Annotated in this window: 32 protein-coding genes and 1 riboswitch; of the genes, 11 read left to right on the top strand and 21 right to left on the bottom strand. The window is 61.0% G+C overall.

Translation table 11 applies throughout. The features are described 5' to 3' along the window. Nucleotides 1-54: 54 nt before the first annotated feature. From ACFC25_RS04240 to ACFC25_RS04180, 13 genes are all read right to left on the bottom strand, one after another. Nucleotides 55-222, bottom strand: a complete 168-nt coding sequence (locus tag ACFC25_RS04240; RefSeq protein WP_376044199.1) for a hypothetical protein — start codon at nucleotides 220-222, stop codon at nucleotides 55-57. Next, nucleotides 219-557, bottom strand: coding sequence for a hypothetical protein (locus ACFC25_RS04235; protein ID WP_376044198.1), 339 nt, complete (start codon nucleotides 555-557; stop codon nucleotides 219-221). Before ACFC25_RS04235 ends, ACFC25_RS04240 begins: the two co-directional genes overlap by 4 nt. Next, nucleotides 554-700, bottom strand: a complete 147-nt coding sequence (locus ACFC25_RS04230; protein WP_376044196.1) for a hypothetical protein — start codon at nucleotides 698-700, stop codon at nucleotides 554-556. The genes ACFC25_RS04235 and ACFC25_RS04230 overlap by 4 nt, the downstream gene beginning before the upstream one ends. 116 nt (nucleotides 701-816) lie before the next feature. Further along, complete coding sequence (locus tag ACFC25_RS04225) at nucleotides 817-1,224, bottom strand: single-stranded DNA-binding protein (protein WP_376044194.1); 408 nt, start codon at nucleotides 1,222-1,224, stop codon at nucleotides 817-819. Between the two features lie 2 nt (nucleotides 1,225-1,226). Continuing rightward, nucleotides 1,227-1,496, bottom strand: coding sequence for a glutaredoxin domain-containing protein (locus ACFC25_RS04220; RefSeq protein ID WP_376044193.1), 270 nt, complete (start codon nucleotides 1,494-1,496; stop codon nucleotides 1,227-1,229). A gap of 168 nt (nucleotides 1,497-1,664) precedes the next feature. Continuing rightward, on the bottom strand, nucleotides 1,665-2,219 hold the full coding sequence (locus ACFC25_RS04215; protein WP_376044191.1) for a hypothetical protein: 555 nt from the start codon (nucleotides 2,217-2,219) through the stop codon (nucleotides 1,665-1,667). Next, a complete protein-coding gene (locus ACFC25_RS04210) occupies nucleotides 2,220-2,942 on the bottom strand; it encodes a lambda exonuclease family protein (RefSeq protein ID WP_376044189.1) in 723 nt (240 codons plus the stop codon). A 76-nt stretch (nucleotides 2,943-3,018) separates the two neighbouring features. After that, complete coding sequence (locus ACFC25_RS04205; protein WP_376044188.1) at nucleotides 3,019-3,192, bottom strand: hypothetical protein; 174 nt, start codon at nucleotides 3,190-3,192, stop codon at nucleotides 3,019-3,021. Beyond that, entirely contained in the window at nucleotides 3,189-3,386 is a 198-nt protein-coding gene (locus ACFC25_RS04200; protein ID WP_376044186.1) for a hypothetical protein, read from the bottom strand. Before ACFC25_RS04200 ends, ACFC25_RS04205 begins: the two co-directional genes overlap by 4 nt. A gap of 103 nt (nucleotides 3,387-3,489) precedes the next feature. Continuing rightward, the gene (locus ACFC25_RS04195; protein ID WP_376044185.1) at nucleotides 3,490-3,636 is read right to left on the bottom strand and encodes a hypothetical protein; all 147 of its coding nucleotides are present in this window, start codon (nucleotides 3,634-3,636) and stop codon (nucleotides 3,490-3,492) included. Beyond that, nucleotides 3,633-3,815 carry a hypothetical protein gene (locus ACFC25_RS04190; protein ID WP_376044183.1) on the bottom strand — a complete coding sequence of 61 codons (183 nt, stop codon included), beginning with the start codon at nucleotides 3,813-3,815 and terminating at the stop codon, nucleotides 3,633-3,635. The genes ACFC25_RS04195 and ACFC25_RS04190 overlap by 4 nt, the downstream gene beginning before the upstream one ends. A gap of 360 nt (nucleotides 3,816-4,175) precedes the next feature. After that, nucleotides 4,176-4,487 (bottom strand): hypothetical protein, encoded by a 312-nt coding sequence (locus tag ACFC25_RS04185; protein ID WP_376044181.1) that lies wholly within the window; start codon nucleotides 4,485-4,487, stop codon nucleotides 4,176-4,178. Further along, a complete protein-coding gene (locus ACFC25_RS04180; RefSeq protein ID WP_376044179.1) occupies nucleotides 4,484-4,771 on the bottom strand; it encodes a helix-turn-helix domain-containing protein in 288 nt (95 codons plus the stop codon). Before ACFC25_RS04180 ends, ACFC25_RS04185 begins: the two co-directional genes overlap by 4 nt. Before the next feature lie 313 nt (nucleotides 4,772-5,084). Here ACFC25_RS04180 and ACFC25_RS04175 point away from each other — a divergent pair, with 313 nt between their 5' ends. From ACFC25_RS04175 to ACFC25_RS04125, 11 genes are all read left to right on the top strand, one after another. Next, nucleotides 5,085-5,753: a helix-turn-helix transcriptional regulator gene (locus tag ACFC25_RS04175; protein ID WP_376044177.1), complete on the top strand. Its 669-nt coding sequence runs from the start codon at nucleotides 5,085-5,087 to the stop codon at nucleotides 5,751-5,753. A gap of 134 nt (nucleotides 5,754-5,887) precedes the next feature. Further along, nucleotides 5,888-6,316, top strand: a complete 429-nt coding sequence (locus tag ACFC25_RS04170; RefSeq protein WP_376044175.1) for a hypothetical protein — start codon at nucleotides 5,888-5,890, stop codon at nucleotides 6,314-6,316. A 129-nt stretch (nucleotides 6,317-6,445) separates the two neighbouring features. Then, complete coding sequence (locus tag ACFC25_RS04165) at nucleotides 6,446-6,760, top strand: hypothetical protein (RefSeq protein ID WP_376044174.1); 315 nt, start codon at nucleotides 6,446-6,448, stop codon at nucleotides 6,758-6,760. Then, nucleotides 6,757-6,921: a hypothetical protein gene (locus ACFC25_RS04160; protein ID WP_376044172.1), complete on the top strand. Its 165-nt coding sequence runs from the start codon at nucleotides 6,757-6,759 to the stop codon at nucleotides 6,919-6,921. The genes ACFC25_RS04165 and ACFC25_RS04160 overlap by 4 nt, the downstream gene beginning before the upstream one ends. Further along, a complete protein-coding gene (locus ACFC25_RS04155) occupies nucleotides 6,918-7,139 on the top strand; it encodes a hypothetical protein (protein ID WP_376044170.1) in 222 nt (73 codons plus the stop codon). The genes ACFC25_RS04160 and ACFC25_RS04155 overlap by 4 nt, the downstream gene beginning before the upstream one ends. Before the next feature lie 245 nt (nucleotides 7,140-7,384). Beyond that, complete coding sequence (locus ACFC25_RS04150; protein ID WP_376044168.1) at nucleotides 7,385-7,546, top strand: hypothetical protein; 162 nt, start codon at nucleotides 7,385-7,387, stop codon at nucleotides 7,544-7,546. Next, nucleotides 7,543-7,698, top strand: a complete 156-nt coding sequence (locus ACFC25_RS04145) for a ribbon-helix-helix protein, CopG family (RefSeq protein ID WP_376044166.1) — start codon at nucleotides 7,543-7,545, stop codon at nucleotides 7,696-7,698. The genes ACFC25_RS04150 and ACFC25_RS04145 overlap by 4 nt, the downstream gene beginning before the upstream one ends. A gap of 142 nt (nucleotides 7,699-7,840) precedes the next feature. Further along, a complete protein-coding gene (locus tag ACFC25_RS04140) occupies nucleotides 7,841-8,077 on the top strand; it encodes a hypothetical protein (RefSeq protein ID WP_376044165.1) in 237 nt (78 codons plus the stop codon). A 260-nt stretch (nucleotides 8,078-8,337) separates the two neighbouring features. Then, nucleotides 8,338-8,589: a hypothetical protein gene (locus ACFC25_RS04135; protein WP_376044164.1), complete on the top strand. Its 252-nt coding sequence runs from the start codon at nucleotides 8,338-8,340 to the stop codon at nucleotides 8,587-8,589. 241 nt (nucleotides 8,590-8,830) lie between these two features. Next, a complete protein-coding gene (locus ACFC25_RS04130) occupies nucleotides 8,831-9,034 on the top strand; it encodes a hypothetical protein (RefSeq protein ID WP_376044162.1) in 204 nt (67 codons plus the stop codon). A gap of 457 nt (nucleotides 9,035-9,491) precedes the next feature. Next, nucleotides 9,492-10,472 (top strand): trypsin-like peptidase domain-containing protein, encoded by a 981-nt coding sequence (locus ACFC25_RS04125; RefSeq protein ID WP_337345805.1) that lies wholly within the window; start codon nucleotides 9,492-9,494, stop codon nucleotides 10,470-10,472. 6 nt (nucleotides 10,473-10,478) lie between these two features. Here the strand turns inward: ACFC25_RS04125 and ACFC25_RS04120 are convergent, their stop codons facing one another. The 8 genes from ACFC25_RS04120 to hisN form a co-directional block, all read right to left on the bottom strand. Next, on the bottom strand, nucleotides 10,479-10,616 hold the full coding sequence (locus ACFC25_RS04120) for a hypothetical protein (RefSeq protein WP_310161748.1): 138 nt from the start codon (nucleotides 10,614-10,616) through the stop codon (nucleotides 10,479-10,481). A gap of 82 nt (nucleotides 10,617-10,698) precedes the next feature. Continuing rightward, nucleotides 10,699-11,067, bottom strand: a complete 369-nt coding sequence (locus ACFC25_RS04115; RefSeq protein WP_337345806.1) for a hypothetical protein — start codon at nucleotides 11,065-11,067, stop codon at nucleotides 10,699-10,701. Between the two features lie 79 nt (nucleotides 11,068-11,146). Beyond that, on the bottom strand, nucleotides 11,147-11,557 hold the full coding sequence (locus ACFC25_RS04110; protein ID WP_376044357.1) for a fluoride efflux transporter FluC: 411 nt from the start codon (nucleotides 11,555-11,557) through the stop codon (nucleotides 11,147-11,149). Next, on the bottom strand, nucleotides 11,557-11,976 hold the full coding sequence (locus ACFC25_RS04105; protein ID WP_376044159.1) for a fluoride efflux transporter FluC: 420 nt from the start codon (nucleotides 11,974-11,976) through the stop codon (nucleotides 11,557-11,559). The genes ACFC25_RS04110 and ACFC25_RS04105 overlap by 1 nt, the downstream gene beginning before the upstream one ends. Further along, entirely contained in the window at nucleotides 11,977-12,690 is a 714-nt protein-coding gene (locus ACFC25_RS04100; protein WP_376044157.1) for a metal-dependent transcriptional regulator, read from the bottom strand. It lies immediately after the preceding gene. A gap of 31 nt (nucleotides 12,691-12,721) precedes the next feature. Further along, nucleotides 12,722-13,480: a class I SAM-dependent methyltransferase gene (locus tag ACFC25_RS04095; RefSeq protein ID WP_376044156.1), complete on the bottom strand. Its 759-nt coding sequence runs from the start codon at nucleotides 13,478-13,480 to the stop codon at nucleotides 12,722-12,724. Between the two features lie 68 nt (nucleotides 13,481-13,548). Then, nucleotides 13,549-14,985, bottom strand: a complete 1,437-nt coding sequence (locus ACFC25_RS04090) for an aminotransferase class V-fold PLP-dependent enzyme (RefSeq protein WP_376044154.1) — start codon at nucleotides 14,983-14,985, stop codon at nucleotides 13,549-13,551. A gap of 35 nt (nucleotides 14,986-15,020) precedes the next feature. Beyond that, nucleotides 15,021-15,134, bottom strand: a riboswitch (SAM riboswitch). 159 nt (nucleotides 15,135-15,293) lie between these two features. After that, entirely contained in the window at nucleotides 15,294-16,106 is an 813-nt protein-coding gene (gene hisN / locus ACFC25_RS04085; protein ID WP_376044153.1) for a histidinol-phosphatase, read from the bottom strand. Nucleotides 16,107-16,113: the final 7 nt, after the last annotated feature.

The following is a 16,113-nucleotide window of genomic DNA, read 5'->3' as shown; positions in this document are numbered from 1 at the left end:
GGGCGGTGTCTGCTTGTTTCCGGGCCGCTTTACGTTCGGCATGGGATGCGGCGGTCACGCGGACGCTTCCAAAGCGCATTTAGCTAGCAGGAGAATCGCAGCCTTTGCGTCTTCTCGAAGTGCGCGTTCCGCCTGGTAGCTCAATTCGCCGAATGGGGTAATTCCCCACTCCTCTTGAATCGCCTTCGCGGCAGCTTCGATTGCTTGGTCAGTGATGTTCATGCTGCGTTCTGCTTCCTCTTGCCGCGGCGGTGGGTTTGGTCCCAGCCGGATGCTTCGAGTGAAGCGAGGTAGAGGTTGTGTGGTCCGCCCCACACGGGTTCGGGGAGTTTCTTCGCTTCGGCTTCCTTGTGTGCTTCCCAGGCCCGAACCTGCTCAGCGGTGGGCGCATACGTCCGGACTTTGGGGACGTGTTTGAGTTGCTGTTTGCGGGCTTCGATGCGGGCTTCGAGTTCGGCTTCGAGGCGTCGTAGCTCGGCGACTTTCTGCCGCGCCCGAATCTCAGCCTCGCGTGCTTCCTTCGCCGCTTTCGTCTGCCCAAACTGGTAAAGGCTCATTTGCTCCAGACCTTTCGGAAGTCGGGGTCGAGGTGGTTGCAGGGTTCGGTGACGCAGGATGTCCAGTCGAGGAGGTGTTGTCTGGTGTGCCAGGTGTGGAGTGCGGCGACGTTGTCGGCGACGGTCCTGTGGAAAGCGCTCATTTGCTTCTCCTTGGGGTTGTGGTGGCCCGTCGAAAGGCGGGCCACCAAGTACTTAAATATACCCTCTAAGTTGGGTAATTTTAAGTACCCAACACTGCACTAAAAAACGGGGCGGATCAGAACGGAACTTCGCCCTGGTTGCCCCAGCCGCCCGCGTTCGCCGGCTGCGGCGGCTGCTGGTTGTTGGTGGTCTGGTTCTTGGGGACGAGGCCGACAGAGTCCGCGACAACATCCAACGATTCGCGCTTCTCACCGTTGTGCTCATACTCGCGGGTACTCATCCGTCCCGTGAACACGACCTTGCCCTTGCCGCCCTGGTTCGCGATGAGCTGGTCGAGTGCTTCCGCGGCGCCGCCGAACAGGGTCACGTTGTACCAGGTTGTTCCGCCGTCAACCCAGTTGCCGCCCTGATCCTTCACACGGGCTGTCTCGGCTGCGGAAAACTGGATCCGCGCTTTGCCGTCCTGCCCGAACTTGATGCCGTGGTACTTGCCAATGTTTGCGGTAGTGGAAATCGTTGCCATAGTTATGCTGCTGCTTTCGTTGAGTGCGTGTACTTTTCGAGGTTTGCTACTACGAGCCCGGACCACATGAGGTCGGTTTCGGGGTCGCCGGTGGAGACGATGACGACGGGGACTTCTTGGAACCCGAGCGACTGGATAGCTTCAAGGTCGGCCGGGGAGGCGCTGATATCGACCTCCGTGTAAGGGATGTTTCGTTTGTCTAGCCAACGTTTCGTAGCCTTGCAGGGCTGACAGTTCGGTTTGCTGTAGACGGTGATGGTGCGGGGTTTCATGCAACTGCTTTCAGGTGGTAGTTGGGGTCTAGTTCGCGGGTCCAGTGCCAGGCGTTGCCGCAACGGTAGAACCTTGCAGTGTTTGGTCCGCCTTCTCGTGCCCAGATTTTGGCGCGGATTTCGCGTGCGTCCTCGAGTGAGGGGCAGGCGAGTTTCCCGCAACCGCATTTAGGTAGCGGCGGGCGTTTCAACGGGTGCCGGGGTTGCTAGTGCGCGGATGTTTGTGAGGGTTTCGGGTGTTGCTCCGGCCTGCTGTGCGTCCATGTAGAGTGCCCGGAGCTTGTCGGTGTCACCGTTCAGTGACTTCGCCTCAGCCAGGAAGTCGCGGGCTGCGGGTGTGGTGAGGACAGCGACCGTGAAGTTTTTACGCTTGCCGCGGGTTGCGGTGAGGGCAACCGTGAGCGGTTTGGTGATGTGTGACATTTCGGCGATCTCGATGCCGCCGACTTTGTCCCGTCCGAAAGTGATTTCGGGGTTGCGGACGAGGGTGAGGCGGTGACCTGCGTAGGTGCTCGCTTCGGCCCCCCACGCGGACACCATGACACGTCGCATGGACTTGGACGGGCGGTATGCGCGGCCTGGGTATTCGGCGAGGATCACGTCAACGGGCTGCTCAGGGGTGCCAGCGCGAACCTCAGTGATCGTTACAGTAATGGGCCCGCTGATCAGGTCGTCCGCGTTGAGCTGGTCCGACTTCGGGGCGATGCTTTGGGTCAAGTCCATTTAGAACACCATGTCTTCGTAGTGGTCGATGCGTTCGGTTTCTGGCATGTGGACGGTAGCAAGATCGAAGTCCGCCAGCATGTGCGAAACAGTCCGTTCGAATGTTGCGACAGCTTCCTTGATCGCGGCGAACCACTTCTCATCGGGCAGCACACGCTTCACAAAGAGGGGCATGCCGCCGCAGTAGGATACGTAGTCGAGCCAGTCACGCCCGGACACGAGTAGGCCGGCCTGGATTTGTGCCATGTTCTCGAGCGGCACCTCATCAGCCAGGATCGTTGCGAGCTGCTTCTTCTGACGGCGGGACTTGATCTCAACCAGACCGTCATCACCAACCAAGCCATCGGGTGAGTAGCCGATCCGGAAACCGAAGTCGTCACGGACCATGAACCCAACCTCAGTAGCCGGTGCGTAGTGGTCGCTGTAGATAGCGCGGGCGAACGGCTCGTCAAGGGTGCCGCGTTCCATGTCCGCGTTCACATGGATGGGTTCGACATGGCCGGTGATGCGTTCGGCTGCGAGGGTCATGGTCAGGGCCCGCGAGTAGTCGTTAGCTGCTGGCTTGACCGTCCGTGGGGTGATGAGCTGCCCCACGACTGAGGCCGTGACGATGCCGCAGCGTGCAGCCAACCACTCGTCGGTGCCTTGTTGCAGGTTCTCGTAGATGTGCAGGCCTGGTTGTTGTCCACCGGTGATGGCCGGTTCGGTAATCGTGGTCGTCATTCCATTTCCTCTGCTCGGATGGGTGTCTCTTCGGGCGGCTCAGTTGTGCACATCTCGCACTCGCATTGTTGGCGGGTCACAGCACGTGTCCCATGACCATGCCGATAAGGTCTGGTGCGTGACGGTCGAGATAGGTGAGTGCCCGTCGTTCTGCTTCGTGGTCGCGTGTGAGGGTGTGGAGGATTTGTTGTTGACCGAACACGTAAGACGACTGGAGAGTGTCATTCGCTGAGATGGGCTGAGTGGTCATTTGGTGTACTCCTCGTACTTGGCGTAGGTGATCTGGTCGCGGTTTACGAGCGTGGTCCCACCGTCTGAGGTGTTGATGAGGGTTGTTCCGGGACCAGCAGTAAGGCCGCGCATTAGGTCGCTAGCTTGGGTCGGGTTCATGCCTTTGACTGTGATGGTGTGCCCGCCCGTGAAACCTATGGTGAATGCGCTCATTGTTTGGTTCTTCCTGTGTGGTGTGCGGGTTGGTCGTTGTCGTGTTGGATGGCGGGCCGGATCGCAAGACCGAAACCGACCGCGAGTGTGAGGACGAGGATGATCATTGCGGGCCTGCTTGTTGGTGCTGGGTCTGGTTTGCGCCGGCGACCTTTGCGATGTCGAGTACGGCGAGTTCAACGGCGAGGTTGCCGCGGTAGAACTGCTCAAGAATGCCGTTGATCGCCTCCAACGCTGCCCGGTCGTTCATTGTTGGCCTGCCGCGTACTCGAGGGCCCGCTTCATGGCCTCGGGGTGAGACTCGAACATGTCCGAGTGGTACTTGCCGTGCTGATCCCGGTAAGTCGCCCACCACAAACCATCAGGCCGGATCTTGTACACGGCTGGCTTATCCCAGTTCCGGGTGCCAGCTTGTTGATAGATGCTCATTGTTTTCCGTTCCTTCTGTTGGCTCGTGTCCCGACGTTGGGGACGGTTCGTGGTGGGGGTGGGGCTTTGTGGTTTAGGGCGATGATGGCTTCGACGTCGGCCTTGGTGAATCGGTCTGTTTTGCCGTCCGTGCCGATCCTGGTTCTGGGCCAGTTCTGTGCTTTGGCTCTTGCGAAGATTGTTGATCTGGTGACTTTGAATAGTCGGGCTAGGTCTTCGTGGTCGTAGAGCTGGTTGGGGTCGGGTGGGGTTAGTTGTTGTGCGAGGGCTGCGGCGACTGCTTGGGCTAGTTCCTCGACGGTGAAGTTTGGTTCCATCAGCGTTGTTGTTGGTCGATGGCTAGTCGGGTCTTGTGGCGGGTCACGTCGCCGGCTCCCAAAGGATGGTTGCTGGGAGTGTTATGGCAATGCTTGGGAACTCGCTCACGGCACCAGCAGTAACCCACCAGATAGCGGTCGGGTCGTCGAGGTCAATGTCCTTGATGTATACGTTTCCCATGTCCGAAAGAACCGCGGACTCAACCGGCAGCGCGTCGAGTTCCTCAACCGTCGTGATGGTCCGGGGCTTGCGGTAACCAGCGGCGAGGATCCTGTCAGCCGTCTTATCCGCATACTCATTGCGGTTCGACGCAATAATGTCAGTCAGTTCGACGCGTTCAGCGTTCTCGTTCATGCTGCGACCCGGACCTTGCTGTGAGGGGAGCGGACCATGCGTGCGTGTGCGGGGTCTGCGACCAGGATGAGTGTCTCGACTTCGTAGGTGATGTCTTCGGGGAAGACTCCGAGGCACTTGCAGATGCCTAGCAAGGTGGCTTCGGTGGGCTGACGTTCGCCTGTTTCGATTCGCTGTAGGTGTGAGGGGGAGATGTCCCCTTCGAGGGCGAGTGCGTCCTGCGTTATTCCCTTTGCTTTACGGAGAACCTTGATGGCCCGTCCGAGTACTTTTCGTTCGCTCATAGGAAGAAGGTAGCAGGGATGCGCAGGTATGCGCAAGTGCTGGCACGCAGGAACCGGAAGACGTGCGCAAGTACCGAAAACCCGCGCCAATTAAGGGAAGAAGCGGTAAATTACAGGGGCAGCATGCTAGCAATCTGCGCATGTGCAGGTCAAAAAGTTTTTTTTGCTTGCGCGGTTCTTCTCATGACAACCTTTGGCCATGAGCAGCTAACGGAATCTTCCGGAAGCAAGTAGTGGATGTGCGCAAAGACAGGTACTTAAATGCACCCGCTACCTATATACGAATACGACTTGGGGGAGAAACATGGAGCACATGAGCAGCATTACCGGAGAACAGATAAGAGCAGCAAGGGAGATGGTGAGGATGACGCAGCGTCAGCTCGCGGAGGAGGTTGGTGTTTCGCTTCGGACTATTAGTAGTTGGGAGCGTGGTGAGTCGGTGCCTAGGAATAGGGCGGCGGCGATTATGGAGGTGTTGAATATTCCGCCGGCTGATGAGCCGGAGTTTGGGCGTATGGCGTTGTTGCGTCGGGTGGGTGAGTTGGGGAAGCAGCGGCGGGAGGAGTTGGGTTTGTCTCGTGTTCCGTTTTCTAAGGAGATGGGGTTGGGGTCGGATAAGACGCTCGTGTCGTTTGAGTTTGGTCGGGCTGGTTTGTCGGGTACGAGTTATCGGCGGATTGAGAAGGGCCTTGGTTGGCGTTTGGGTGTGATTGATGATGTTTTGCGGATGAAGGATCGTAAGGCGTCGAGTATCAGCATGGAGATGTTGGATGCGGAGGACAGTCTGCATTTGGATCAGGTGTCGGGTGTGCGTCCGTTGGCGTTGGTGTCGAATGAGGATCTGTTAGATGAGATCCGCCGGCGCCTGGTGTCGAACCCGGCGCCGTTGCAGAACGACGATATGCAGAATCTTTATGGTCTGGCGGCGTCTACGAACATGGAGCATTTGGAGGATGAGGAAGGGAAGGGTACTGGCGAGTAGGTCGGTTGTGTGCGATTAATCGAGGTTCTGGGGTTTGTCTATCGATTGTCGGTGTCGGGTTCTAGTGTGGTTGGACGGTCTAGTAGCGGGCCGGGTCTCGTTCGTTTCGTTCGTTGTTGCTGGGGGTTCTAGGTATGGCGTTGGTGTTCAAGGTTCGTATGCCTGATGGTGTTGCTGCTAAGACGGATGGGGTGAATATTTGGGTTGATGATCGGTTGAATGAGATTCAGGAGAAGTGCGCGATAGCTCATGAGGAGGTTCATATTGAGCGGGGGCATTCTACGACGCAGGTTGAGGCGGTCGAGATGGCTGTTCGCTATGAGACTGCGAAACGTCTGCTGCCGTTGGCTGACATTGTGGGTGTGTGTAAGAACGGTAAGTCGCTTGCCGGTATCGCCCGTGAGTTGAAGGTCACCCGTCAGGTACTCATGGATCGGGCCGCGACGTTGACGGATGAGCAGGCCCGTATAGCGGGTTGTATGGAGTGTCAGTTGTGCCCGGTGATCCAGGCCCGGTATTCGCAGCATCCTGTTGGTCGGCGCTACCGGCAACTGGTCGCCTAATTCGTAGCGCTACCGCCACGAATACGCCACGCATGTAAGCCCCCGGCGAGTCACCGGGGGCTACTGCATTGCATACACCGTTACCCAAAAGTACTTACACGGTTGGGTAATTTCGGGTAGAATTGTTGCATGAGCCAAATTGAGAACATGAACATACCGTCGGAGGCTAAGCGGGCTGCTGAGGCCGCCTACCGTGAGACATTGACAGGGCTACGGCTGGCGGAGGGTGGTGGGTTCAAGGTTCCCTCACAGGTGAAGCGTTCCATATCTGCTGCTCTTGATGCTGCGGCGCCGCGCATCCGTGAACAGGGATATGAGGATGGCGTTCAGGCGGTTCGGGATGCCCTCTTGGCGTTCGCTGAGGAGCGGGACAACGCGCTAGGTGCGATCCGGTCACACATCACCACCTTCGAGCTACGCAAACTACTAGGAGTAGAAGAATGAGCACGTTTGAGGTTTGCTGGAAAATGCACGGCACCGCAACTGTGAAGGCCGCGAGTATGGATGAAGCCATAGAACGCGCAACCAATGAGTTGCATGACTGGGACGGTGCAGGAGTAGCACTAGCCTCGGTCAGCGTGGACGGAACGGACGTAGAAGCATGATCCCTGATGAGGCTGTTGAGGCGGCGGTATGGGTTGTTATTGCTGGTCAGAAGCACGGCGCTGACCCCGTAATTACCGCCCGTGCCGCCCTTGAAGCGGCAGCACCGCACATGCTGGACGCAGGCTGGGCTAAGGCTTACGCGGTCGGGTTCGAGGATGCGAAGGGTGGCAAGAATTACAACGCCGCCGACACCAACCCCTACAGGACCACCAAGTGATCCCGGCGGAAGCTGTGGAGTAAGAAAGGCCTTCACTTCGGTGGGGGCCTTCTTCGTTGGTGAATGGTTGTGAATCTGGTGAATGTGGTGAGTCTCAGTGCCCCGGCGAGTCACCGGGGGCTACTGCATTGCGCATGGAAGTACCTAAAAATACTTTGGATGATCGGGTACTTTTGGGTAGACAAGTGTCATGACACCCGATAGTCTTTATCTATCGGAACAAGCCGACAACGAAGGGTAAGGTCATGAACTTCCGCCTCAAGGTACGTAATGACGCAAACGGCTACTACGCACACGCTCGCGGCAAGGTCATGACCGAACCGTTCGCCTCACTCGAAGATGCCAATGCGGTCCTCGGCGCCATGGTCAACGGCGCCGAGTTTGAGGTCATTGAGGAGGGTCTATGACCCGCGGAACGACCCGCCGCACAGTCCGCGTAGAGGACGAGTTGTGGGACCTCGCGCAGGCCAAAGCAAAACAACAAGGCGACAACCTCAGCGCCATCATCAGGGACGCGCTACGCCAATACACCCAAGACAACCAGGATGAACAACAATGACCAAGCGCACGATATCTCATGAGTCCTTATGTCCCATCTGCAACAAACGGGCACGTGACCCAAAGGCGCGTAAAAGTCCAACCGGACACTGGTGCATGCCCTGCCAAGATGAATACGACAACATCGACTGGGATGCTATCCCGTGATCCCGGAGGAGGCGGTGAAGGCGGCGCATCGGGCTTGGCGTGAGCAGGCCGCGTTGGATGGTTCGATCTTCGAATACAACCTGCGCGCTGCTCTCGAAGCCGCGGCGCCGCACATGGCGGCGCAGGCCCTTGAGGATGCAGTTGATGCGTTCCCCCTAGAAACTATCGTCGCACCAGACAACGCTGTGGTGTGGATGATGCGAAGATCCGAAGCGTTGCGAGGTGACGCGTGAGCACGATCCACGTTGAACCTGTCAATGACTTGATCGAACACGAGGACGATGACTGCATGTGCGGCCCTGACGTGGAAGCCGTATTCCGCGACGACGGATCCAACGGGTGGCTAATCAGCCACCACTCACTAGACGGACGCGAACTACGCGAGGCAAGCGAATGATCAGAAAGGCCCTCACTCCGGTGGGGGCCTTTTTGGTGCGCATACCGTTACCCAAAAGTACTTATATGAATGGGTAATTTCGGGTAAAGTTAGGGTATGAGTGAATCGGAAACCATCGAATATCAGTCCAGCGTATTGGTTGAGGGAATCGTCAAAGGTTGGGTCAGGAACGCAGCGGACGCGACCCGTGAGAACGTTGCTGAGTTGACCGCCTACGAAGCAGTACAGCGAATGCAGCACCTATACCTTGCTGAACCCTGGCTAATCACGACAAAGATCCTGAACGCGCTCAAGCTCTCGGGATGGACGGCTCCAGAAGGAACTATCGAAGTGGACTACTCAAAGTGATACCCGCGGAGGCTGTGGAGGCGGCGCATCCAATACGCACAACCTGCCCGGATTGTGGTGGTGACGGATCATCCCCCGAGAAAGACTGCACCTGTCCGGGATGGGTAGCCGTGGATGACATTGCACACGCGGACCTCAAAGCAGTATTCGCAGACAATGGCATCAGCCTAGGAGCGCCGAAGTGATCCCCGAAGAAGCCGTGGAGGCGACTGCCAGAGCTATATTTCAGAGTCAGACTGGCATGGATTGGGAATCGCGCAGTGATGCCCTAAAGGCTGAGTTCATTACGCACGCACACGCCGCACTCGAAGCTGCGGCGCCGTACATGCAGGCCCCTGGCATCAGGCGTCCGATGGAGAAGGGTGCACTCTTTGAGGAACTGCGCCGGCTGAACCCGTCTGGAGCTTTACTGAAAGACATTGAGGCGCTTGAGCAGCAGGACTAGTGACGAAGCAGAGGGCCTTCACTTCGGTGGGGGCCTTTTTGTGTGGGGTGAATGTTTGTGAATCTGGTGAATGTGGTGAGTCTGGGACCTGTTGACGGCGTAAACATGGGTGTTTACGGAGTAAAGAGTTTTTGACCTCGTTACCCATCTTTACCCTGCCTTAATGGCTGTTATGGACTGGATGTACTTAAAAGTACTGTGTTTACGCACCCTCTTAGGGGGTTCAATTCCCCCCATCTCCACATTTTGCGATGCCGCAAGGCACGCGGAACGGCCCGGACCTTGGTCCGGGCCGTTCCGCGTTAAGCGCAATGCAGCAGCTGACGCTGTCATTTCCCCCCCGTTCACCCACGGCGTAGACACGCAGGGAGTAGGACGGCAGGCCGAATGGTTGAGACAAATAGGACCAGCAGCCAGTCCGGAGCCAATCGGCTGCCATAACCCCAGGAGGTGGGCCATGGACCAGGTGCGGAAGCCCGGTTCACCAGCGTCCGACGACGGGCCTCTGGACTCGTACTCGGAGACGGTCATGCGCGTGGCTGAGACAGTCACCCCACACGTTGCCGCCATTGAAATGACGGGAAACCGCCGTAATGGACGATTTCGTGTGGGCGCCGGATCGGCGGTGCTGTTCACGGAGGACGGTTACTTGCTGACAAACTCCCACGTAGTGGCCGGCACCCGCCAAGGCAACGCTGTTTTCGCGGACGGTGCCCGCACCGACCTGGAGCTCGTGGGCGCCGATCCATTGTCCGATCTTGCCGTTGTGCGCGGCCGCGCGCCCAAAGTCCCTCCCGCCGAGTTCGGCGACGCGGAAACCCTGCGGGTGGGGCAGCTCGTCGTTGCGGTGGGGAACCCGCTGGGGCTGGCCGGATCCGTGACTGCTGGCGTCGTCAGCGGCCTGGGCAGAGCGATCCCAGTCTGGGCGGGAGGCAACCGGAGGGTGATCGAGGACGTTATCCAAACGGATGCGGCCCTGAACGCCGGGAGTTCCGGCGGTGCGCTGGCGGACACCCACGGGCGGATTGTCGGCATCAATACAGCGGTGGCCGGTGCCGGGCTGGGGCTGGCGGTGCCCATCAATGCAACTACGCGAAGGATCATCGCGGCGTTGCTGGCTGACGGGCGCGTTCGCCGGGCCTACCTTGGCGTCGTCAGCACGCCCATCCGCCTAAATGCCAGTGCCGTGGTCCGGACAGGGCAGCGGGACGGGCTGCGCGTGGTGGAGGTCCTGGCAGGTTCGCCCGCGGACCGGGCAGGCCTGGCGGCGGGTGACATCATCCTGACAGCAGGCGGCCGTCCCGTCAGCAACGCTGAAAGCCTGCAGAAGCTGCTGTTCGCCGACGCTATCGGCCAGCCCCTGCGGATTGCGGTGCTGAGGGACGGCAAAGAAACTGACCTTGTTGCCGTGCCCGAAGAAATGGCGGCTAACGGGTAGTGGCCGCTACCGGCGCTTCTTCAGGTGCGCGACCGGATCCTGCGGGCCGTCAATGGGGCTCTTGGCCTTCTTTTCGGCGCGTTTCTCTTTGATGGTCTTGACCGGCTTCTTGGACAGATTCTGGTGAGGTGTCTTGTCAGGCATGGCGTGCTCCCTTATTAGGCGGGACGGCGTACGTCCCATCTCGTAAATTACGCCTGATTCGCCCTTAAGGAAATGCCCGGATTCAGTCCGGGACGGCGACGTCCGCGATGCCGACAAACCGGGTCCCAACGCCGTCGAACTCGCTGCGGACAAAGCCCGGACGTGGGGGCGGCAGCTCACTGGGAGCATGGTGACCGCAGCTGACATAGGTAAACTCGGGCCACCATTTCTTGGGCCGCGCCGCTTCCTCGTAGCCGCACACGGCACATTCCAGATGAACCCACACAGGACGCTTCCCGGTGCGGTTTGCCCTCGATTGGACAAGCCAGGGCGGCGGGTTGTCCAGGATTTCGCCGAGGTCGGCTTCCGTCAGCCATTTTGGGATGCCGTGGCGTTGGGCCATCTCCAGGGGTACATCGAGGGCAATTGCCGCGTCACGTCTGCTAATCATCACAGTCAACGATACGGGACTGCGTTAGAGGCCGCCGCCGCCCACCAGGCAACCGGAAGCACAGAGTGCGCTGATTCAGCTAGGACGCAAGGGCGATACCCACAGCAGCAGCGGCGAATCCCGCGAGTAGATTGGCCGCCACGTTCAAGGCTGCAGCGGCAATCCGGGATTCAGCCAGCAGCCTGATGGTGGCGGTTGTCCACGAACTAAAAGTAGTCAGGCCGCCGGCGAGGCCAGTTGCCACAGCGGCATGGAGGTCTTCGGGCAGTCCCAGCCGTCCTGTCATTCCAACGGAGAGCCCTATGATCAGGCACCCGGCTACGTTGACCACCAGGGTGGCCCACGGCCAGTGCTGCGGCGTCCGACCGGCGGCGTCCTTGGCGCGCGGGCCCGTGGAGGTAGCGGCGGGCCGATGAGCGAACCAGCTGTCCACGGCGAAGCGCAGCAGAGCACCGGCCACGCCGAAGACGCCTACCAGCATTGCGGCGATCACGCAGGGGCTCCGGAGCGGTCGGCCAGCACTTTGCCCGTCCTCCAGCCAGCGGCCGCGGCGCCGAACCCCAGCAGAAGTGACAGGCCGAGGTACGCAATCCACACCAGGTGGAGGTTGGCACGGGAGAACTGATCCACCGCGAACACCACTGCGGAAAACGTCGTGAAGGATCCCAGCAGACCGGGCCCGAGCCCCGCCCGGAGCCAGAAAGCCGTGCGGGGCCTTGCGATCCAGAACGTCGTCAGGGCTGCCAGGACAAAGCTCCCGGCCACGTTGATGCCCAGCGTGGTCCAGGGCATCATTCCCGCGGCATCAGGGAAGGCCAGGCCTAGGCCGTACCGGAGTTCGGTCCCGAGGAGTCCGCCGCTGGCCACCGCCAGCCATGCACGCCAGCCAGGTGCCTCAGTGCCGGCCATTCAGCCGTTTCCGAGGACGCAGCCGGCGTGCGGCGCGTCGCTGTGCACCCACAAGGCCGAGGTGATTTCATCAGCGAGGTCATACTCCCGAGTCTTCCCCGCGGAGCTGATTCGCACTACAAGTGCCCCGCCAAATGGCTTGCGGCCCACTACCTCCACATCGGCGTCGAGGTCGATTTCCTCGGCAGACAGGTACCGGAGTAAGTCAGGGTTCTCATCGCTGATTCGAGTGATCCGGCCGGTGTGTCCCTGATCCAATTCATTCATCAGGTGGGCGTGTGGCATCCGGACCGTGCCATCGGCGCCGGGGATGGGGTCGCCGTGGGGATCCCGAAGTGGATTTCCCAGTTTCGCCGCCATCCGCTCAATAAATGTGTCCGAGACGGCGTGTTCGAGATGCTCGGCCTCATCATGGACCTCATCCCAGCTGTAGCCAAGTTGTTGGACCAGATAGGTTTCGATCAGCCGGTGCCGCCTGACCATGGAGAGCGCAAGCCGCACGCCGGCGTCGGTGAGGGTGATTGCGCTGTACGGCTTGTGGTCCACCAGGCCCTGGTCCTTGAGCTTGCGGACCATCTCGGACACGGAGGAGTTTGCCACACCCAGCCGTTGCGCAAGTTGGGAGGAGGTAATGGGTTTGTCCTGCCACTCCGTGAAGGAGTAGATGACCTTGACGTAGTCCTCGATGGAGGAGGAGGGCGCGCTGGTCTTCACGACACCAAGCCTACCCGTTGCGCGGAGGGCGTCACGCTTTTGCGGCCCGCCATGTCAGGGTGAGGTAGGGCAGTCCCAGGCCCGCGCCGGGGGAGTGTCCCAGATGGTCGTGGAGGTACCAGTCCAGGTTCGCGAGGACCTTGGCGCGGGTGGTATCGCCGGAACGGAGGTAGTAGCTCCGCGACTTGGCAAGCTCCATGATCTCTGTCGTGGTGAGCGCGTCTTCCCAGCGGGTGACATGGCTTTCCAGCTCCACGAACTCCGGTCCCAAGGGCGGCTGGAAGTGCGGCCGGTAGACATCCCCGGCGTGCATGATGCGGGAAAGCCGGTGAACCCAAGGGACTGAAGTGTCCAACTGGTTCCAGATCAGCCCCAACCTTCCGCCGGCGCGGAGAACCCGTGAAAGCTCCGTACTGGCGGCCAGTGGATCGCACCAGTGCCATGCCTGCGCCACGCTGACGACGTCGAATGAGGAGTCCGCGAATCCCGTCGCCTCGGCAGTGCCCACAGTGGCCGCAACGCCGGGGTGCAGGATCCGCAACTGGTCGAGCATGTCTGTGGAGGGGTCCACGGCGGAAACGATCAATCCGCGGTCGAGCAGCAGGACCGTGAATTTTCCGGTGCCGGCTCCCACGTCCAGGGCATCCCGGGCCCCCGCCGGAATAAGCCAGTCGGCCGAATCGCCGGGGTAACCGGGGCGCACGCGTTCGTAGTGTTCGCCTCCGTCCTGGAAGCTCTGACCAAGCTCCTGACGGCGTACGTCGTCAAGTTTGGGGCCACCCCGTGCCACGTGCAGCCTCCTTCGCCAGATGCCCTTGGGTATCCTTCGAATTTACCGCATGAGCCGGGTAACCCGGGTCAGTCGTCGATGCAGGGGGCAGCGCCTGCCGTGCCAGGCGTATTGGGTGCCCAGTCCGGGTATTTGCGGGTGTCGTTAGCCGGAACCCAGCGGCCCGAGTCAACCACATAGTCCCAGCCCAGGCCGGTTCGGCGGAGTTCCTCGATGCCAGCCAGCAGACGCTGGGCGTCTTCGAGGCGGGACCCAACGCCGAAGCTTGCCCGCAGGGAGCCGGACGGGAGGCCCAGGCGCTTCAGCAGGGGGTGGGCACAGAACCGGCCGTCGCGGAGGCCTACGCCGTGTTCTGCTGACAGGTAGGCAGCCACCAGGCCGGCGTCGTAGCCTTCGACCGAGAAGTTCACTACGCCGATGGTGTCGGTGTCCGGATCGGTGTCCTTGAAGATCTGGTGTACCGTCACGCCTTCGATCTTCTGCAGACCCTCCACCAGGAACGACCGGATAGCCGACTCGTGGGCGTGCCACCGGTCCTGATCCAGCGATGCGATGACCTGGGTGGCGCGAGCCAGCGTGGCGGCGCCCAGGACATTGGGCGAACCGCCCTCGTGCCGGGCTGGGCCGGTGGCCCAGCTGACGCCGTCGAGCCTGGCCTCCCGCACTGCGCCGCCGCCGGCAAGATGCGGCGTGCCCGCGTCGAGCCAGTCCGACCGCCCCACGAGGACGCCTGCGCCGAAGGGCGCGTAGAGCTTGTGGCCCGAGAAAGCGAGGTAGTCGACGTCGTCGGCGCTGATGTTGATCCGGCGATGCGGCGCGAGCTGCGCGGCATCGACGACGATCCGGGCGCCGTGCTGGTGGGCAAGGGCGGCGAGGGCACGGATGGGCAGGATTTCGCCGGTGACGTTGGAGGCGCCCGTGACGGCGAGCAGGCTGATTCCGCCCTGTTCCAGTTCGGCACCGAGGGCCTCGATGGTGCCGTCCACGGTGTCGGCCGCAACGACGCTGCGGTGCGGGACGCCCTGCCACGGCAGGAGGTTGGCGTGGTGCTCGATGTCGAGGTACAAAACCTCCCCCGTGGGGCGGCCGTCCGCGGACGGAAGGCACCCGGCGAGGAGGTTCAGGGAGTCCGTGGTGTTCCTGGTGAAGATGACGGAGTCACCGGGCCGGCCTCCCACGAAGTCACGCACGATGTTCCGGGCGTTCTCGTAGACGGACGTGCTGATCTGGGATGCGTAGCCGGCGCCGCGGTGGACGCTGGCGTAGAACGGCAGGATCTCGTTGAGGTAGGCGGAGACAACCGAGAGGGCCGGGGCGGAGGCGCCGTAGTCCAGGTTGGCGTAACGCACGTGGCCGCCCTGGATCAGCGGGGCCTGGATTTCGGCGCCGGTGACGGCGGAGAGCGGCCGTCCGGCAACGGCGAGCCGTTCGCTGAACAGGGCTGCGGTGTCGTTTGCGGCCAGGGTACGGACGGCGGAGTTGGGGGAGACGGTGGCTGTTGTCACAGAGACCTCACTTTAGAGGGACTCCCTGTCCCGGGAATCCGCGCTTGCCGGGTCCGTTCCGGACCGGCCTGGTCGTCACCCGGGGCACCCCACCGCGAATGGAGGGTTGCCGGCCAGCAAACCGGGGTTTCGCGCTGGCACTCGTGACCTGTTAAGAGCGTAGAACATGGGCGGGGCGGGCAGGAAGCCCGTCCGAATGTTAAGGCTTTTGTTACGCGCGGATGGAAATACCCATGGTTATCCGAAGATACGACGGCGGACGCCCCCATCAGGAGGCGTCCGCCGTTGATAATTCGGCACTTGGGCTGCTATAGGAGGTCGTCCAGGTCGGGGTTGAGCCGTTTGAGGACTTCCGAATGCAGGATGGAGTTCGTCGCAAGCGCGTTGCCGCCAAACGGACCGTCTTCACCCTCGAGGGAGGTGAAGCGGCCGCCGGCCTCCACCACGATCGGGACCAGTGCCGCCATGTCGTAGAGATTCAGCTCCGGCTCACACGCGATGTCCACGGAGCCTTCGGCCACCATGCAGTAGGACCAGAAGTCGCCGTAGGCACGCGTGCGCCAGACGTCTTCGGTGAGCCCAAGGAAGTCATCCAGGTTCCCGCGGTCCTTCCAGCCGCTCAGGCTGGAGTAAGACAGGGAAGCGTCCGAGAGTTTCGACACGTCTGAGACCTTTAGCCGGGTGGCCGCAGCCAGCGATCGGCCCATGTAGGCGCCTGCGCCCTTGGCAGCCCACCAGCGCTTGCCCAGGGCAGGGGCACTGACGACACCGACGACGGGCTCGCCTTCGTCCACAAGCGCAATCAGTGTTGCCCACACCGGTACGCCACGGACAAAGTTCTTGGTGCCGTCGATGGGGTCGATGATCCAACGCCGGGAGCCATGGCCTGAACTGCCGAATTCCTCGCCCAGGACCGCATCGCGGGGGCGGGAACGGGAAAGCTGGCCACGGATGGCTTCTTCGGCGGCCTTATCGGCATCAGTGACCGGGGTCAGGTCCGGCTTGGTCTCGACGTGGAGGTCCAGTGCCTTGAAGCGGCTCATGGTCTGGTCGTCCACGGAATCGGCCAGCACGTGGGCCAGGCGCAGGTCATCGTTGTAGCTCGAAGCGGGTTGGATCATGGTTCCA

Origin of the sequence: Pseudarthrobacter sp. NPDC055928 (genome assembly GCF_042270935.1) — a bacterium.
In the GTDB taxonomy this organism is placed as follows: domain Bacteria; phylum Actinomycetota; class Actinomycetes; order Actinomycetales; family Micrococcaceae; genus Arthrobacter.
Note: the sequence above shows the minus strand (reverse complement) of the source record. Positions and strands in the feature narration are given on the sequence as shown.

Bases quoted from the DNA above. Each gene is read 5' to 3' on its own strand.
- ACFC25_RS04150 (WP_376044168.1), top strand. From the start codon at position 7,385: ATGAACTTCCGCCTCAAGGTACGTAATGACGCAAACGGCTACTACGCA.
- ACFC25_RS04135 (WP_376044164.1), top strand. From the start codon at position 8,338: ATGAGTGAATCGGAAACCATCGAATATCAGTCCAGCGTATTGGTTGAG.
- ACFC25_RS04145 (WP_376044166.1), top strand. From the start codon at position 7,543: ATGACCCGCGGAACGACCCGCCGCACAGTCCGCGTAGAGGACGAGTTG.
- ACFC25_RS04180 (WP_376044179.1), bottom strand. From the start codon at position 4,771: ATGAGCGAACGAAAAGTACTCGGACGGGCCATCAAGGTTCTCCGTAAA.
- ACFC25_RS04225 (WP_376044194.1), bottom strand. From the start codon at position 1,224: ATGGCAACGATTTCCACTACCGCAAACATTGGCAAGTACCACGGCATC.
- ACFC25_RS04210 (WP_376044189.1), bottom strand. From the start codon at position 2,942: ATGACGACCACGATTACCGAACCGGCCATCACCGGTGGACAACAACCA.
- ACFC25_RS04115 (WP_337345806.1), bottom strand. From the start codon at position 11,067: ATGATTAGCAGACGTGACGCGGCAATTGCCCTCGATGTACCCCTGGAG.
- ACFC25_RS04215 (WP_376044191.1), bottom strand. From the start codon at position 2,219: ATGGACTTGACCCAAAGCATCGCCCCGAAGTCGGACCAGCTCAACGCG.
- ACFC25_RS04235 (WP_376044198.1), bottom strand. From the start codon at position 557: ATGAGCCTTTACCAGTTTGGGCAGACGAAAGCGGCGAAGGAAGCACGC.
- ACFC25_RS04240 (WP_376044199.1), bottom strand. From the start codon at position 222: ATGAACATCACTGACCAAGCAATCGAAGCTGCCGCGAAGGCGATTCAA.
- ACFC25_RS04130 (WP_376044162.1), top strand. From the start codon at position 8,831: ATGGATTGGGAATCGCGCAGTGATGCCCTAAAGGCTGAGTTCATTACG.
- ACFC25_RS04155 (WP_376044170.1), top strand. From the start codon at position 6,918: ATGATCCCTGATGAGGCTGTTGAGGCGGCGGTATGGGTTGTTATTGCT.
- ACFC25_RS04190 (WP_376044183.1), bottom strand. From the start codon at position 3,815: ATGAGCATCTATCAACAAGCTGGCACCCGGAACTGGGATAAGCCAGCC.
- ACFC25_RS04165 (WP_376044174.1), top strand. From the start codon at position 6,446: ATGAGCCAAATTGAGAACATGAACATACCGTCGGAGGCTAAGCGGGCT.
- hisN (WP_376044153.1), bottom strand. From the start codon at position 16,106: ATGATCCAACCCGCTTCGAGCTACAACGATGACCTGCGCCTGGCCCAC.
- ACFC25_RS04170 (WP_376044175.1), top strand. From the start codon at position 5,888: ATGGCGTTGGTGTTCAAGGTTCGTATGCCTGATGGTGTTGCTGCTAAG.
- ACFC25_RS04205 (WP_376044188.1), bottom strand. From the start codon at position 3,192: ATGACCACTCAGCCCATCTCAGCGAATGACACTCTCCAGTCGTCTTAC.
- ACFC25_RS04125 (WP_337345805.1), top strand. From the start codon at position 9,492: ATGGACCAGGTGCGGAAGCCCGGTTCACCAGCGTCCGACGACGGGCCT.
- ACFC25_RS04105 (WP_376044159.1), bottom strand. From the start codon at position 11,976: ATGGCCGGCACTGAGGCACCTGGCTGGCGTGCATGGCTGGCGGTGGCC.
- ACFC25_RS04230 (WP_376044196.1), bottom strand. From the start codon at position 700: ATGAGCGCTTTCCACAGGACCGTCGCCGACAACGTCGCCGCACTCCAC.
- ACFC25_RS04120 (WP_310161748.1), bottom strand. From the start codon at position 10,616: ATGCCTGACAAGACACCTCACCAGAATCTGTCCAAGAAGCCGGTCAAG.
- ACFC25_RS04185 (WP_376044181.1), bottom strand. From the start codon at position 4,487: ATGAACGAGAACGCTGAACGCGTCGAACTGACTGACATTATTGCGTCG.
- ACFC25_RS04160 (WP_376044172.1), top strand. From the start codon at position 6,757: ATGAGCACGTTTGAGGTTTGCTGGAAAATGCACGGCACCGCAACTGTG.
- ACFC25_RS04195 (WP_376044185.1), bottom strand. From the start codon at position 3,636: ATGAACGACCGGGCAGCGTTGGAGGCGATCAACGGCATTCTTGAGCAG.
- ACFC25_RS04200 (WP_376044186.1), bottom strand. From the start codon at position 3,386: ATGAGCGCATTCACCATAGGTTTCACGGGCGGGCACACCATCACAGTC.
- ACFC25_RS04220 (WP_376044193.1), bottom strand. From the start codon at position 1,496: ATGAAACCCCGCACCATCACCGTCTACAGCAAACCGAACTGTCAGCCC.
- ACFC25_RS04175 (WP_376044177.1), top strand. From the start codon at position 5,085: ATGAGCAGCATTACCGGAGAACAGATAAGAGCAGCAAGGGAGATGGTG.